Consider the following 13874-nt stretch of genomic DNA (forward strand, 5'->3'; position numbering starts at 1 on the left):
TTCAATCTATTCAATATCGAGCACCCGAACCTGATCATTCAGGCTTGATTGTTGGATATAGCCGATGCTGCCAGGTGTGGAGCCGATAGCCTCGAGCATCTCGGTTTCATCGTCGACTTCATTGGGGGCCTGCCCGGTCCCGGAAAACACCGCACGGTCCCAGGCCAGACGAAGCTGGTGCGGATAGACACCCAGTACCTTCTTGGAAAAGTCTTCGTGGACCGGATTGTCGTCGGGTAATACATAGACATGGACGGCTTGTCCGTCTGGCAACGTTCTTTGCCGCATCGCGAATATGGCTCTGAGCGTCTCTAGCGGCAAAGCGGACTGATGCACGGTTCGATTGGCGATAACGAGAGTTGCGGGCTCATCTGCGAGACTGCAGAAAGAGACGAGAGTGAGCATGAGCAACAGACATCCGGTCAACCCCCTCCGCATGCGTCATGACTCCCTGACTCTGCTGCTGTCGTTGAGGTTTTCAAGGATGACCTCCGATCCGAACCCGGTCCCATCTCGGAAATACCGAGCGGCAAAATCTCGGTGCAGCGCTCAGCGTGACTGATCGAAGAGCCTGGCATGTCGATAATCGCATCAAGAGCGATCCCTGAACTTTACAATTGGGCTAATGTGCTTCGAAGTAAGCTGACTTACGATTTCAGTCTCATGGCGTTCCCTGCCACCGTCTTGTGACGGGCGAGCATTCCTTTATCTTCAATTCCTTTATCTTCATGTTCCCCTATTGCCCTATCGGGTAAATATTTTTGCAGCGTAGCATATTGCCATAACTTACCCGCCGACATTGTTAATCGATGATATTTACGGAAACCCGCCAAAAAGATAGGAAACCCAGGAAAATCTCAGATTTGCCTGTTAAATGGGCGAATAAAGGCCAGATAACGTAAAAACCGATCAATAGATAGAATTTGCCGCAGAGTAATGTTTTTAAACGTTATTGTGATTTTTAGTAATCAAAGACGATCTTTCTACATTGCCGGCTAACGAACTTCCCGCAGCCGGCTCTTGTCCATCTGCTGGATTTCCGTGATGCCGAGAAGTGCCATATCCCGCGCAATTTCCTCCCGCATCAGATGAATCGCGTGTTCGACGCCCGCTTCCCCGGCGTAGGCCGCCGCGTAGTTGAAAGGCCTGCCGAAGAAAACGAATCGCGCGCCCAGCGCGAGCGCTTTCAGCACATCGGTACCGCGCCGGAATCCGCTGTCGATCATGACGGGATAGTCGCCGACAGCCTCGACGATGTCGGGCAGTGCCCGTAACGGGGCGATCGTGCCATCCAGTTGCCTGCCGCCGTGATTGGAGACAATGATGCCATCGGCGCCGTGATCCTTGGCGCGCTTCGCATCTTCGGGGTGCAGGATGCCTTTGACGACCAGGTTGCCCGGCCAGCGTTCCCGTACCAGTGCGAGATAGTCCCAGTCGAGATGGGTGCGTCCCGAGAAGTCGCGATTGACGTTCCGCGAGATGACCGGAATACCTCGGGTGGCGTGATTGTTCTCGAAGTGGGGAATGCCGTGATGACGAAGCGTCTTGTAGAAGGTGCCATAGAGCCAGCGGGGCTTGAGCAGCCCATCCAGTACCAGGCGGGCACTGGGGCGAATCGGCGACGAGAAGCCGCTGCGCCGGTTGTTGTCGGGGTTGGGCGGCACCGCGTAGTCGACGGTGATGACCAGGTTACGAAATCCCGCTCGCTCGATGCGCTCGAGCAGCGCCTCGATGCCGGGCCGGTCCCCCGGCAGATAGGCCTGGAACCAATCGCTGCCGTCGATCTTCGCTACTTCTTCCATCGGGATCAGCGACGACCCGCTCATGATCATCGGCACCTCGGCCCGCGACGCCGCGCGAGCCAGCGCCAGATCGCCGCGATAGGCCGACAGCGCGCTGATCCCCATCGGGGCGATGCCGAACGGTGCGGCATAACGCGTGCCCAGCAGTTCGGTCTCGAGCGAGACGCGGGAGACATTCCTTAGCGCCCGCGGCACGAAGCAGTAGTCATCGAAGGCCGCGCGGTTGGCGGCCAGGCTCTTGCCCTCTTCCGCCGCGTTGGCGACGTATCCGTAGATCGGCCGGGGAAGATGGCGCTTGCCGGCGCGTTCGAGATCAAGGAAGTTGCGAATACGGGACAGGCGGCGTTGTTGGCGCGTCACGAATGATCCTTACGCGTGGAAAAGGGAAAAGAGTCCTACGGCGATGTCAGGCTTTACAAGAAAAGTCGGCGAGCGATGCCGGCAAGCCGTCATCCCTTCAGTCCCGGCATCGCGAAGTTGACCCCCGCCAGCGTCGTCAGCAGCCTGTCGCGCTGGCCGTCGTCGAGCGAGACCAGTGGCGGCCGCAGGCGGTCCCAGGCGGGATCGCCGCTGAAATGGGCGGTGGCGGCCTTGAGCGCCGGAATCATCGGCACGCTCTCGAAAATATCGCGAATCTCGTTCAACGCCTGCTGGCGCGCGTCGGCGTCATCCTCGCGCCAGCTGGCACCCAGCGCCGAGATCGCGCGGGGATTGACGTTGGCCGTGGCGCTGATGCAACCGGCGCCGCCGGCCCGCAGCGTGGGCAGCAGGAAGCGTTCGCTGCCCGCGTAGACGCGAAACCCCTGTGCGCCGAAGGCGTCGATGACGGACTGGGTGTTGGCCCAGTCGCCGGAGCTGTCCTTGATTCCTGCCACGACCTCAGGATAGCGCTTCAACAGGCGCTCGATCAGTCCCAGTCCGATCGGCACCTGCGCCACCGGCGGAATATGGTAGAGATAGAGCCGCAGCCGCTCGTCGCCGACCCGCTCGATCACCTCGCTGTAGAACCGGAACAGCCCCTCCTCCGAGACGCCCTTGTAGTAGAACGGCGGCAGCATCAGCACGCCACCCACGCCCTGGTTAACGGCATGGCGTGTCAGGGTCACGCTATCGGGTATCGAACAGCAGCCGGTACCCGGCATCAGACGGCTCGTGTCGAGCCCCGCCGCGACCAGATGATCGAGCAGGTCGAGGCGCTCCTGCACCGACAGCGAGTTGGCCTCGGAGTTGGTGCCGAAGATCGCTAGCCCGACATCGTTGGCCATCAGCCAGCGGCAGTGCTCGACGAAGCGCGCGGCATCGGGAGCAAGGTCCTCGCCAAACGGCGTGATGACCGGAGAGAGTACGGTACCGCAGGGCGCATTCGACGACATGAACACAGACCTCTTGAAAGAGAATGGTGGATGGGATCGGTCATGACCCCGCGGCTATCGAACTTCAGGACCAGGGCTCGACGGCGTAGCGCGACAGCGCCTCCTCGTCGAAGTCGAATCCCAGTCCCGGCGTTTGGGGTAGATTCAGCCGTCCGTCGTTGAAGGTCAACTGCGTATCGATCAGCCTACGGAAGTTAAGCACTTGATCGTCGGCGAAAAATTCGACGAAAGGCGCATTCGGCGTCGAACCGACCAGATGCACGTGAAGATCGTGGAACCAGTGTGGGCAGATCTCCACGCCGTAGCTGGCCGCCGTGGCCGCGATACGACGGAATTCCGTTACCCCGCCGCAGACTGCCGCATCGGTCTGCAGGATCATCGCCGCTTCCTTGTCCAGCAGTTCCTTGAAGCGCCAGCGACCGGCTTCGATCTCGCCGGTTGCCACCGGGATCGGCGTGCGCTCGGCCAGGCGACGATGGTTGTCGATATCGTCGGGGCTGAACGGCTCCTCGATCCAATAGGGCGAATAGGGCTCGGCCATGCGCGCGAACGCCAGGGCCGAAGGAAGATCGCGCCAGGCGTTGTTGGCGTCCATCATCAACAGCACGTCGGGGCCGATCGCCTCGCGAACCGCCGCCAGCCGTGCCTCTTCGCCGGCCAGATCTTCGCGCCCCACCTTCATCTTGACCGCCTTGAAGCCCTTCTCGACGTAGCCGGTCATCTCTTCCGCCAGCCTGGCCGGCGTCTTGCCGTCGAGGTAATAGCCGCCGCTGGCGTAGGCCGCCACGCTGTGCTCGTCGCTGGCGCCGAGAAACTTGTAGAGCGGCAGGTTGGCGGCGCGGGCGTTGCGGTCCCACAGCGCCACGTCGAGGATACTCAGCGCTCGCATCACCGAGCCGGTGCGGCCATGCAGCAGCCCTTCCTGGTACATCTCCTGCCACAGCCCCTCGACGCGATGCGCGTCCTGCCCCATCAGCACCGGCTTGAGCAGGTCGCGTACCGCCTGCGTCACCAGATGGCCGGCGTTGTTGCCGCCGTAGCAGAAGCCAATACCGCTGATACCGTCGTCGCCGGTCACCTTGACCAGCGCGTAGTCGCGCTTGAGCACCTGCCGGTTGGAAAAGCTGGTCGGATTATCCAGCGCGACGTTGACCGTTCGCGCCTGCACATCGGTAATTCTCGTCATCGTTCATCTCTCCAGAAAGGGGGCTAACCCAGGTGTGATCAATCCACGCGTCTTGAATCCATGCGTCCTGAATCAACTCTGTTTCAGGCGGCGCTTGAGCGGCAGACGCAGCCAGCGGAAGAACGGGGTCGCCTGCAGGATCGAAAGCAGCGCCAGGATCAGCAGCACGGTGGCAATCGGGCTTTCCAGGAAAACGCCGAAGCTGTCGTTGCCGATCAGCATCGACTGCTGGAAGCTGGTCTCCATCACCGGCCCCAGGATCAGGCCGATCACCATCGGCGCCGGGGAGACGCCGGCCTTGCTCATCCAGTAGCCGAACAACCCGAAGCCCAGCATCAGCCCCACATCGAACAGGCTGTTATTGATCGCGAAGGCACCGATGATGCAGAGCGTCAGAATCGCGCAGGCGATGAAGCCGTCGGGGATCTTGGTCACCGAGACGCTCATCTTGGTGAACGCCAGCCCCACCACCAGCAGCGCGATGTTGGCGAGAATTACCGCCCAGATCAGGGTATAGGTGACATCGCCGTAGTCGGTGAGCAGATTGGGGCCGGGCAGGATGCCCTGCACCATCAGCGCGCCCAGCAGGATCGCCGTGGAAGAGCTCCCCGGAATCCCGAGGGCGATGGTGGGAATCAACGCACCGCCGACGACCGCATTGTTGGCGGCCTCCGGCGCGGCAACGCCGGCGATCTCTCCCTTGCCGAAGCGGCTCTTGTCCTTGGCGAAGCGCTTGGCCTCGTTGTAGGCGAACCAGCTGGCGGTATCGCCACCGGTGCCGGGGATCAGCCCCACGACGATGCCGATGCCACTGGAACGCAGGATATTGGGCATCAGCTGCTTGATGGTGCTCCAACGTGGCATCAAGCGGTCGGTGATACGGCTCGCCACCTTGTTGCCGCGATGGGAGTTCTCGATCAGCGTCAGCGCCTGGGGCACCGAGAACAGCCCGATCAGCGCCACCGTGAAATCGATCCCGGCGAACAGGTTGATCTGATCGAAGGTCATGCGTGGCGTGCCGGTGGTCAGATCCATCCCCACGGTGCTGAGCAGCAGCCCCAGCCCGCCGGAAAGCAGACCGCTGATCACCGATCCCTGCGCCAGCGAACCGATGATGGTGATGCCCAGCACGGCAATCGCGAACAGCTCGACCGGGCCGAACTCGAGCACCAGCGTGCCGAGCAGCGGTGCCGCCGTCAGCAGCGCGATGCCGCTCATCAGCCCGCCGAAGAACGAGGCGAACAGCGAGACCCCCAGCGCCTGGCCCGCCTTGCCCTGCTGCGAGAGCGGGAAGCCGTCGAGAACGGTCGCCGCCGCCGAGGGCGTGCCGGGAGTACGCAGCAGAATCGCGGCGATGGAGCCGCCGTAGGACGCCCCCACGTAGAGCGAAGCCAGCATGCTCAGCCCGGTCGCCGGGTCGAAGCTGAACGTCAGCGGCAAAAGCAGCGCCAGCGCCATTGTCGCCGACAGCCCCGGCATCGCCCCGACGAAAAGCCCCAGCAGCGTGCCGCCGAGAATGCAGGCAATGTTGTTGAAGCTGAGCACATTGGTCAGCCCGATCATTACCAAAGAGGAATCCATGCGCGTCTACTCTCCTGCGCTCGAACCGAGCGTCGTGGCCGCCAGTGCTGGCGAGGGCTTACCAGTGCTGGCGAAGGCTTAAAGAAAGCTCGGCAGCAGCGGGATCGGCAGACCCAGGAACTGCACGAACACCAGGCACACCATGGCGATCAGGATCGCACCGGCGATCAGCGCGAAGGTCCACTTCACGGTGCGCAGGATCGCCAGCGCCAGGGTCATGAACAGTGCCGTGGCCAGCACGTAGCCGAGCGTCGTCATCGACGCGACATACCCCACCGCCAGCAGGAAGATGGCGACGACCGCCCCCCAGCGCTTGGGCGCCGGTGATGCCTCGTCCGCTTCCCGGCCGGCTGGCTCGGCGGCGGTGCCGCCAGTGGCCGGCGCGCGACGCTGCAGCCGCAGTTCGCTGGCCACCATCGCCAGCGACAGCAGCCCGACGGCGACTGCGTAGATCATCGGCATCTGAGCGGCGGCGCGGGGGTAATCGCTGGCGTCGAAGAAGAAGACGCCGGCCACGACGATGCCAAACACTCCCAGCAGCAAACGACTGACGTTCATGGCGTCCTCCTCGTCGGGTATCGATCGGCCACTCAGCGGCCGACCTCGTCCTTGACCGATTCCCAGATGTCGCGGTAATCGCTCTCCATCTGGTCGATCATGGCGCGGTAGTCATCGCCAGTGACGACATCGAGGTTCATGGCGCGCTTTTCCGCCTGGGCCTGGAAGTCGGGCTCCTGCGCCAGCGTCTCGAATGCCTCGATCAATTGCTGACGGGCCTCATCCGGAATGCCCGCCGGCGCGCTGTAACCCCGCGAGGAACCCGCCACCACGTCGACCCCCTTCTCCTTCATGGTGGGCACGTCCGGCAGGCTGGGCAGCCGCTTCTCGGCGAACACCGCCAGCGCCCGAAGGTTGCCGGACTCGATCTGGCCGTAGACGTTGCCCACGTTGTTGAAGCTGGCATCGATCTTGCCGCCCATGGCCGCTGTCGCGGACGGGCCATCGCCCTGGAAAGGCACCTTCTTGAAGGAGAGACCCTTGGCCTGCTCGAGCAGGATGGTAGTGAAGAAATCGTCACCACCGACGCCGGAATTGCCGATGGTCACCGTACCCGGGCTCTGCTCGGCGGCTTCGAAGAGATCCTCGATGGTCTGGTAGGGGCTGTCGGCATTGACGACGACGATGCCCGGATCGGTCACTACGTTGGCGATCGGCGTCATCTCGTCGGTGTTGTAGGTGATGGCGTCGTTCATGATGTAGTTGGTCATCAGCATCGGCGTGTTGGTGATGCTGATGATGCTGCCATCGTTGGGCGACTGCTTGGCCAGCCGCGTCCAGGCGACGGCCCCGGTGGCGCCGGGCATGTATTCGTTGACGAAATCGACGCCGAGGATCTCGCTCAGGCGCGGCTGCACCAACTGAGCCAGGGCATCACTCCCGCCTCCCGGCTTGAATCCTTGCAGAACGGTGACTTCATCGCCTCCCACATAATCGGCGGCTTGCGCCAGGGGAGACAGACTGATGGCGACGGCGGTGGCCGTCAGCCAGTGGCGAAGGGCTTTGGCGTGCATGATCGATTCCTCTCTGACGGAGTCTGTTTGTCGTTGTCTTACCTAGCCTTGTCTTGCCTACTCTTGTCTTACCTACTCTTGTCGTGCCAAAGAGAACGTATTAATTTATCGATCAGATTGTCAATAATATTACCGCCAATAGAGACTAAAGCAGTAACGGCGTACAAAATGGTCCTAAAGGCCGCGAAATCGCCATCATCCGGCGAACAGGCGTGGCAGAATCGATTCTGCAACCGGCGGACCGACCAGCGGCGGCGCTTGCTCCATGCCTGCCCTGCTGAAGACAATGGCCAACCGGGTGACGGGAACTACATCGTGACGGGAACACATTCATGCCAAAACGGGACAACGCCAAACCGAGCAGCGCCGACACGGACCGATACCTCGTCGACGAGCAAGCTGAGACGGTCGCCGAAACGGCCAGCGTGACCGATATCGTGTCGGCCATCGAAGAGGACATCGTGCTGAATCGCGTGCATCCGAAGGAGCGGCTGGTCGAGGAAGACCTGATGCAGCGCTTCGCCGGCAAGCGCCACGTGGTGCGCCAGGCGCTGTTTCAGCTCGAGAATGCCGGCCTGGTGGAACGCATCAAGAATCGCGGCGCTTTCGTCAAATCCTATACGCCGGAAGAGGTGGAAGGGATCTACGTCATGCGCGAACTGCTGGAAGAGGCCGCCGCGGATCGCATCCCGATGCCGGCGCCGCCCGCGCTGATCGAGGCGCTGACCGCCATCCAGTCGCGACACAGCGCTGCCGTGGAGAGCGGCGACCTGCGTGCGGTGTTCCATCAGAACATCGCTTTTCACCGCACGCTGTTCGCCGCCTGCGGCAACGAGTATCTCTCCGACACCATCAACGAATTCGCCCAGAAGGCGCATGCCATCCGTTTCATCGGCACCACCGACCGCCAGTCCATCCTGCTGGCCCGCGACGAACATCTCGCCATGATCGACGCGCTCGAACGGCAGGACCGCGCCGAACTACACCGCCTCTGCTACCAGCACCTGCAGCCGTCCAAGGAGCGCTACCTGCACCTCTACCGGCTCCGGGAAGGCGGCTGAGGCGGGTAGTCGGCCGCGATGACCGCAGGCAATAGGCACGACGGGGCCGCGAAGCGGCCCGGTGTCACTTCGGCACGCGCCGCTGAATGTTCGGCGGCCGCAGAAAGGTGAAATCGCAGCCCTGGTCCGCCTGGGTAATCTGCTCGAGAAACAGCTTGCGGTAGCCGCGCTCGGCGGTCAGCGCCACCGGCCGCCAGCCTTCCCGGCGCCGGGCGAGCTCTTCGTCGTCGACCAGCAGTTCCAGCCGGCGTTCGCTGACGCTCAGGCGAATCCGGTCGCCGTTCTCGACCAGCGCCAGCGGCCCGCCGAGGGCGGCTTCCGGCGTCACGTGCAGCACGATGGAGCCCGCCGCCGTGCCGCTCATGCGCCCGTCCGAGATTCGCAGCATGTCCCGCACGCCTTGCCGCGCCAGCTTGCGCGGGATCGGCAGGTAGCCCGCCTCGGGCATCCCCGGCGCCCCGACGGGGCCGATCCGCTTGAGCACGAGAACGTCCTCCGCCGTCACGTCCAGCTCCGGGTCGTCGATCCGTGCCGCCATGTCTTCGGCGTCCTCGAACACGACGGCGCGCCCTTCATGCTCCATCAGACGGGCATCCGCGGCCGACTGCTTGATGATCGCGCCATCGGGGGCCAGATTGCCGCGCACGAACGCGATCCCGCCGGCGTGATAGAGCGGCGAATCGAAGCGGTGCACGACCTGCTGCTCGAACGCCGGCACCGCGTCGATCTCCTCCCCCAGCGTGCGCCCGGTCACGGTCATGGCATCCAGGTGCAGCAGCGGCTTCAGCTCGCGCAGCACGGTCGGCAGCCCGCCGGCACGATGCAGGTCTTCCATGTAGTGCTGACCCGAAGGCTTGAGATCGACCAGCACCGGCGTCTCGCGGCTCATGCGATCGAAGGCGGCCAGATCGATGTCGATACCCATGCGCCCGGCGATGGCAGTCAGATGAATGATGCCGTTGGTCGAGCCGCCGATCGCCAGCAGCACCCGCAAGGCATTCTCGAATGCCTTCTCGGTCAGGATCTTGTCCGGGGTCACGCCTGCCCGCGCGTTGATCACGGCCTGACGCCCCGTCGCCTCGGCGACGCGCATGCGATCCGCGGTCACCGCCGGCGGCGAGGCGCTGCCCGGCAACGCGATACCTAGCGCTTCGCTGATACACGCCATGGTGCTGGCCGTCCCCATCACCGAACAGGTACCGACGCTGCCCACCAGCTTGGCGTTGACCTCCTCGATCTCCTGGTCGTCGATCTCCTGGCCGCGATACATACCCCAGTAGCGACGACAGTCGGTGCACGCCCCCACCCGGACGCCACGGTGACCGCTGGTCAGCATGGCGCCGGTCACCAGCTCGAGCATGGGCAGGTTGGCGGAGGCCGCGCCCATCAGCTGGGCAGGCACCGTCTTGTCGCATCCGCCGATGAGCACCACCGAATCCATCGGCTGGGCGCGGATCATCTCCTCCGTATCCATCGACATCAGGTTACGCAGGTACATGCTCGTCGGAGTGGAGAAGCTCTCGGCGATCGAGATGGTGGGAAACTCGATCGGCAACCCGCCTTCCAGCATCACCCCGCGCTTGACCGCTTCGATCAGCTGCGGCGCGTTGCCGTGGCAAGGGTTGTAACCGCTGCCGGTGTTGACGATACCGACGATGGTGCGATTGAGCGCATCGTCGCTGTAGCCCGCGCCCTTGATGAACGCCTTGCGCAGGAACAGCGAGAAGCCGGCATCGCCGTAGTTCACCAGCCCCTGGTTGAGCCCCGTCTGCCGTTCGTCGTCCGGCCCTTCGTTTCGATTGTCGGGTTGATTGCCGTGCTGGTTGTCGTCATGAGAGCCGTTAGCCATGTCGTCCTCGTCGCCATAATTATTGATAATATTATTGACGTAAGTAACCACAGTTGACGAAGTAATGACATCCGACTTAAGCCGCAGGCTATCGTCGCGCGGCAACAAGCGGACGAGCCCGGCAGCAGGGGGAGGGATTTAGCAGATGCCGCTTTTATCGCCTAGTCTTTACCCAGGCTAATGCAACGTCCATTCGCCGACGCTAACAGGACCGTGACACAAGGATGAGAACCATGACGCTTTTCGAAGACCTGCGTGCAAGCCATGACAAGCAGCGCCGCCTGCTCGACCTGCTGGTCAAGACCCATGGCGACAGTGAAGGCCGCGATGAGCTTTACAAACGTCTGCGTGCCGAGCTGGAGAACCACGCCGCTGCGGAAGAGCGCGCGCTCTACATTCCGATGATGGAGCACGACATGACGCAGGAAAAGGCACGCCACAGCGTGGCCGAGCATCACGAGATCGACGAGCTGCTGGAGACGCTGGAAGCGACCGAGTACGACTCTCCCGGCTGGCTGGCCAGCGCCAAGAAGCTGCAGCACCTGGTCACGCACCATCTCGACGAGGAAGAACAGGAAGTCTTCCAGCTGGCGGGGCGCGCCCTGGGGGATTCGGAAAAGGCCTCCCTGGCCAAGACCTATCGCCAGGAAATGGAAAGCCGGGAAGCCAGCTGACGTCGCGGCAGGTCGGTCGGCCTGTCTCGAACCTGTCTTGACCAACCTGTCTCGACTACCCTATTTCGACCAATCTTCCTCGGCCAATCTTTCTCAATCAGCCTTTCTCGACCAACCTGTATCAACCAAACCAGCGCGACCGCCCCTCGGCCATCGGTGGGCGGTCATTCTCGATCAGGACGAAAGGATTCGACGATGTCTCACGACAAGGTCATTTTGATCACGGGCGCCTCGAGCGGTATCGGCGCAGCGACCGCCAGGCTGGCAGTCGAGGCGGGATATCGCGTTGCGCTGGCAGCGCGTAGTACGGACAAGCTCGAGACCCTTGTGGCTTCTCTCGGCGAGGAGCGCGCCCTGGCGCTGAGCTGCGACGTCACCTCCGTCGAGGATCAGCACCGAGCCGTCGAACAGACCCTTGCCCGTTTCGGGCGTCTCGACGGGCTGTTCGCCAATGCCGGCATGGGCGGCACGCCGGGCGGATTCAGCGGGGCCGATGCGGAGGTGTGGAAGTCGATGATACTGACCAACATCTACGGCGTCGGCCTGTCGATCCAGGCAGCGCTGCCGGCCCTGCGCAAAAGCCACGGCCATGTGCTGCTGACGGGCTCGGCCGCTGGCCGCACCACCATCGCCGGCTCGATGTACAGCGCCACCAAGTGGGCAGTCACCGGTATCGGCCACAATCTCAGAGAGGAGCTGCGCGGTTCGGGGATTCGCGTCACGCTGATCGAGCCCGGCATGGTGGACACCCCGTTCTTCGACTCGCCGCCCGAGCAGGTGCTCGAGGACCAGGATATCGCCAACGCCGTGCTCTATGCGCTGAGCCAGCCGGAACGCGTCGACGTCAACGAGATCCTGATTCGACCGACGCCACCGCGTGACGAGACTTGAAAGCCGTGACGCTGTCACACCGACAGCAAATGCAACTTTTTCTCATCGGGTAACTCTCAGCAACAGCCGAAAAAGGAAGGACCTTCATGTTGTTGCCATCGAGACTCCCGCATTACCCGCGCCTGACCTGGCTGGCGCCGTTCACGTTGCTGGCCGGTTGCACGGGCGTGCCCGAAGGCACCCAGCCGGTCAGCGACTTCCGGATCGATCACTACCTGGGCCAGTGGTACGAGATCGCTCGACTCGATCACGGCTTCGAGGAAGGGCTCGAATGCGTCACGGCGGAGTACAGCCGCCGTGACGATGGCGATATCCGGGTCATCAATCGTGGCTACGATCCGGCCGAACAGCGCTGGGAAAGCGCCGAGGGCCGGGCCAGTTTTGTCGGCGACCCCGATGTCGGCCATCTCAAGGTCAGTTTCTTCGGCCCGTTCTATGCCGGCTACAGCGTGCTGGCGCTGGACGACAGTTATCAACATGCCCTCGTCGCCGGTCCGGACCGAGACTACCTGTGGATACTTTCGCGGGACCCGGTCCTGGATGCCCCCACCTACACCGCCCTGGTATCCCGGGCGCGTGAGCTGGAGTTCCCGGTCGACGAGCTGATCCAGGTCTCGCAGGACCCGCAAGCCTGCCAGCGAACCGGAGATGTCGGCGAAGCGCCCGGCTGATCCGTTCCGAAGCCCTCACCTCGAGGCGCATCCGCCTTGAAGCTCATGCTTTGGTCGACGTTCGAAGGTCTCTTTCTCGCCCCATCCGGCTGAGGTCCTATAGTGGAAGTCACCCTTCCGACCTGGAGCCTGCCATGACCCTCGATCGTCGTCAGCTGTTGCGCAATTCGGCGCTGCTCGGTGCTTCCCTCGCCTTCTCCCCCGGCCTGCTGGCCCAGACGACCGGCGCACCGCCCGCCCGCTACCCGGACGAAGCGTGGCAGGTGCTGGACGATCGCTTCAAGCCCTACTACGTCTTCAACACGCCGCTCGAACGCCACTGGTCGGACGGGCTGTGGCTGGAAGGCCCGGCCTGGAACGCGGTCGGGCGTTACGCCGTATTCAGCGATATCCCCCGCGCTCGGCAGATGCGCTGGGACGAAGTGACCGGCCAGGTCAGCGTGCTGCGCGAAGGCGTCGGCCACTCCAACGGCAACGCCTTCGACCATCAGGGTCGCCTCGTCGCCTGCGAGCATTCCCCGGCGCGGGTCGTGCGTTACGAGTGGGATGGCACCACCACCGTGTTGGCCAGCCGTTTTCAGGGCAAACCGCTGAATGCCCCCAACGACCTGGTGATCCTGGACAACGATGGCGTGATCTTCACCGATCCCGGCTACGGCGCCCACGTCGATTATGAAGGCGAGAAGCGGCCGCTGGCGCTCAAGCCGGCGATCTATTACATCGACGACACCATGGACACGCCCAAACTGCTGACCGACGAGCTGGGCAAACCCAACGGCATCGCGCTGTCCGGCGACAAGCGCCGCCTCTACGTCAGCGACACCGCGCCCTCCCACTTCCCCGACCGACCGGCAACGGTGTCGCGCTGGGCGATCTCCCAGGATGGCCAGTCGCTCAGCGGCCGCGAAACCGTGGTATCGAGCCAGGATACGGAAACCTACGATGGCATCACGCTGGACCAGGACGACAACCTGTGGGCGGCGACATCCGGCGGCAAAGGGCATGACGGCGTATCGATCTTCGCCCCGAACGGGGACCGGATCGGCCGGATCCTGCTGCCGGAGGTTTGCGCCAACCTCTGCTTCGTCGGCGAGCATCGCAACCGGCTGTTGATGACCGCCAGCCGTTCGATCTACACCCTCTACACCGGAACCCGAGGGCTGGTATAAGACCCGACCGGCGTCTGGCGTAGACTTGGGCGTAGCCTGGCGTAGA

General features: G+C 63.1%; 13 protein-coding genes. 5 read left to right on the plus strand and 8 right to left on the minus strand.

What is annotated here, in order from left to right:
* Positions 1-6: 6 nt before the first annotated feature.
* From DOM32_RS06020 to DOM32_RS06050, 7 genes are all read right to left on the minus strand, one after another.
* Complete coding sequence (locus DOM32_RS06020) at positions 7-405, minus strand: type 2 periplasmic-binding domain-containing protein (protein WP_071232012.1); 399 nt, start codon at positions 403-405, stop codon at positions 7-9.
* 590 nt (positions 406-995) lie between these two features.
* Positions 996-2162: an alpha-hydroxy acid oxidase gene (locus tag DOM32_RS06025; protein ID WP_110632229.1), complete on the minus strand. Its 1167-nt coding sequence runs from the start codon at positions 2160-2162 to the stop codon at positions 996-998.
* 89 nt (positions 2163-2251) lie between these two features.
* The gene (locus DOM32_RS06030) at positions 2252-3175 is read right to left on the minus strand and encodes a dihydrodipicolinate synthase family protein (protein ID WP_110632232.1); all 924 of its coding nucleotides are present in this window, start codon (positions 3173-3175) and stop codon (positions 2252-2254) included.
* 64 nt (positions 3176-3239) lie between these two features.
* A complete protein-coding gene (locus DOM32_RS06035; RefSeq protein WP_110632235.1) occupies positions 3240-4361 on the minus strand; it encodes a mandelate racemase/muconate lactonizing enzyme family protein in 1122 nt (373 codons plus the stop codon).
* A 72-nt stretch (positions 4362-4433) separates the two neighbouring features.
* The gene (locus DOM32_RS06040) at positions 4434-5942 is read right to left on the minus strand and encodes a tripartite tricarboxylate transporter permease (RefSeq protein WP_110632238.1); all 1509 of its coding nucleotides are present in this window, start codon (positions 5940-5942) and stop codon (positions 4434-4436) included.
* A gap of 78 nt (positions 5943-6020) precedes the next feature.
* Positions 6021-6500, minus strand: coding sequence for a tripartite tricarboxylate transporter TctB family protein (locus DOM32_RS06045; protein ID WP_110632241.1), 480 nt, complete (start codon positions 6498-6500; stop codon positions 6021-6023).
* A gap of 32 nt (positions 6501-6532) precedes the next feature.
* On the minus strand, positions 6533-7513 hold the full coding sequence (locus tag DOM32_RS06050; protein ID WP_083387464.1) for a Bug family tripartite tricarboxylate transporter substrate binding protein: 981 nt from the start codon (positions 7511-7513) through the stop codon (positions 6533-6535).
* 332 nt (positions 7514-7845) lie between these two features.
* Here DOM32_RS06050 and DOM32_RS06055 point away from each other — a divergent pair, with 332 nt between their 5' ends.
* Entirely contained in the window at positions 7846-8574 is a 729-nt protein-coding gene (locus DOM32_RS06055; protein WP_110632244.1) for a GntR family transcriptional regulator, read from the plus strand.
* A gap of 64 nt (positions 8575-8638) precedes the next feature.
* On the opposite strand, the gene DOM32_RS06060 is transcribed toward DOM32_RS06055, so the two are convergent.
* On the minus strand, positions 8639-10423 hold the full coding sequence (locus DOM32_RS06060) for an IlvD/Edd family dehydratase (RefSeq protein WP_110632247.1): 1785 nt from the start codon (positions 10421-10423) through the stop codon (positions 8639-8641).
* A 233-nt stretch (positions 10424-10656) separates the two neighbouring features.
* Here DOM32_RS06060 and DOM32_RS06065 point away from each other — a divergent pair, with 233 nt between their 5' ends.
* From DOM32_RS06065 to DOM32_RS06080, 4 genes are all read left to right on the plus strand, one after another.
* Positions 10657-11097, plus strand: coding sequence for a hemerythrin domain-containing protein (locus DOM32_RS06065; protein ID WP_110632250.1), 441 nt, complete (start codon positions 10657-10659; stop codon positions 11095-11097).
* 195 nt (positions 11098-11292) lie between these two features.
* Positions 11293-11988 (plus strand): SDR family oxidoreductase, encoded by a 696-nt coding sequence (locus DOM32_RS06070; protein ID WP_110632254.1) that lies wholly within the window; start codon positions 11293-11295, stop codon positions 11986-11988.
* Positions 11989-12074: 86 nt separating this feature from the next.
* Entirely contained in the window at positions 12075-12659 is a 585-nt protein-coding gene (locus DOM32_RS06075; protein ID WP_110632258.1) for a lipocalin family protein, read from the plus strand.
* 134 nt (positions 12660-12793) lie between these two features.
* The gene (locus DOM32_RS06080; protein ID WP_110632261.1) at positions 12794-13828 is read left to right on the plus strand and encodes an SMP-30/gluconolactonase/LRE family protein; all 1035 of its coding nucleotides are present in this window, start codon (positions 12794-12796) and stop codon (positions 13826-13828) included.
* Positions 13829-13874 lie beyond the last annotated feature (46 nt).

It is taken from the genome of Salinicola salarius, assembly GCF_003206135.1.
GTDB classification, from domain to species: domain Bacteria; phylum Pseudomonadota; class Gammaproteobacteria; order Pseudomonadales; family Halomonadaceae; genus Salinicola; species Salinicola salarius.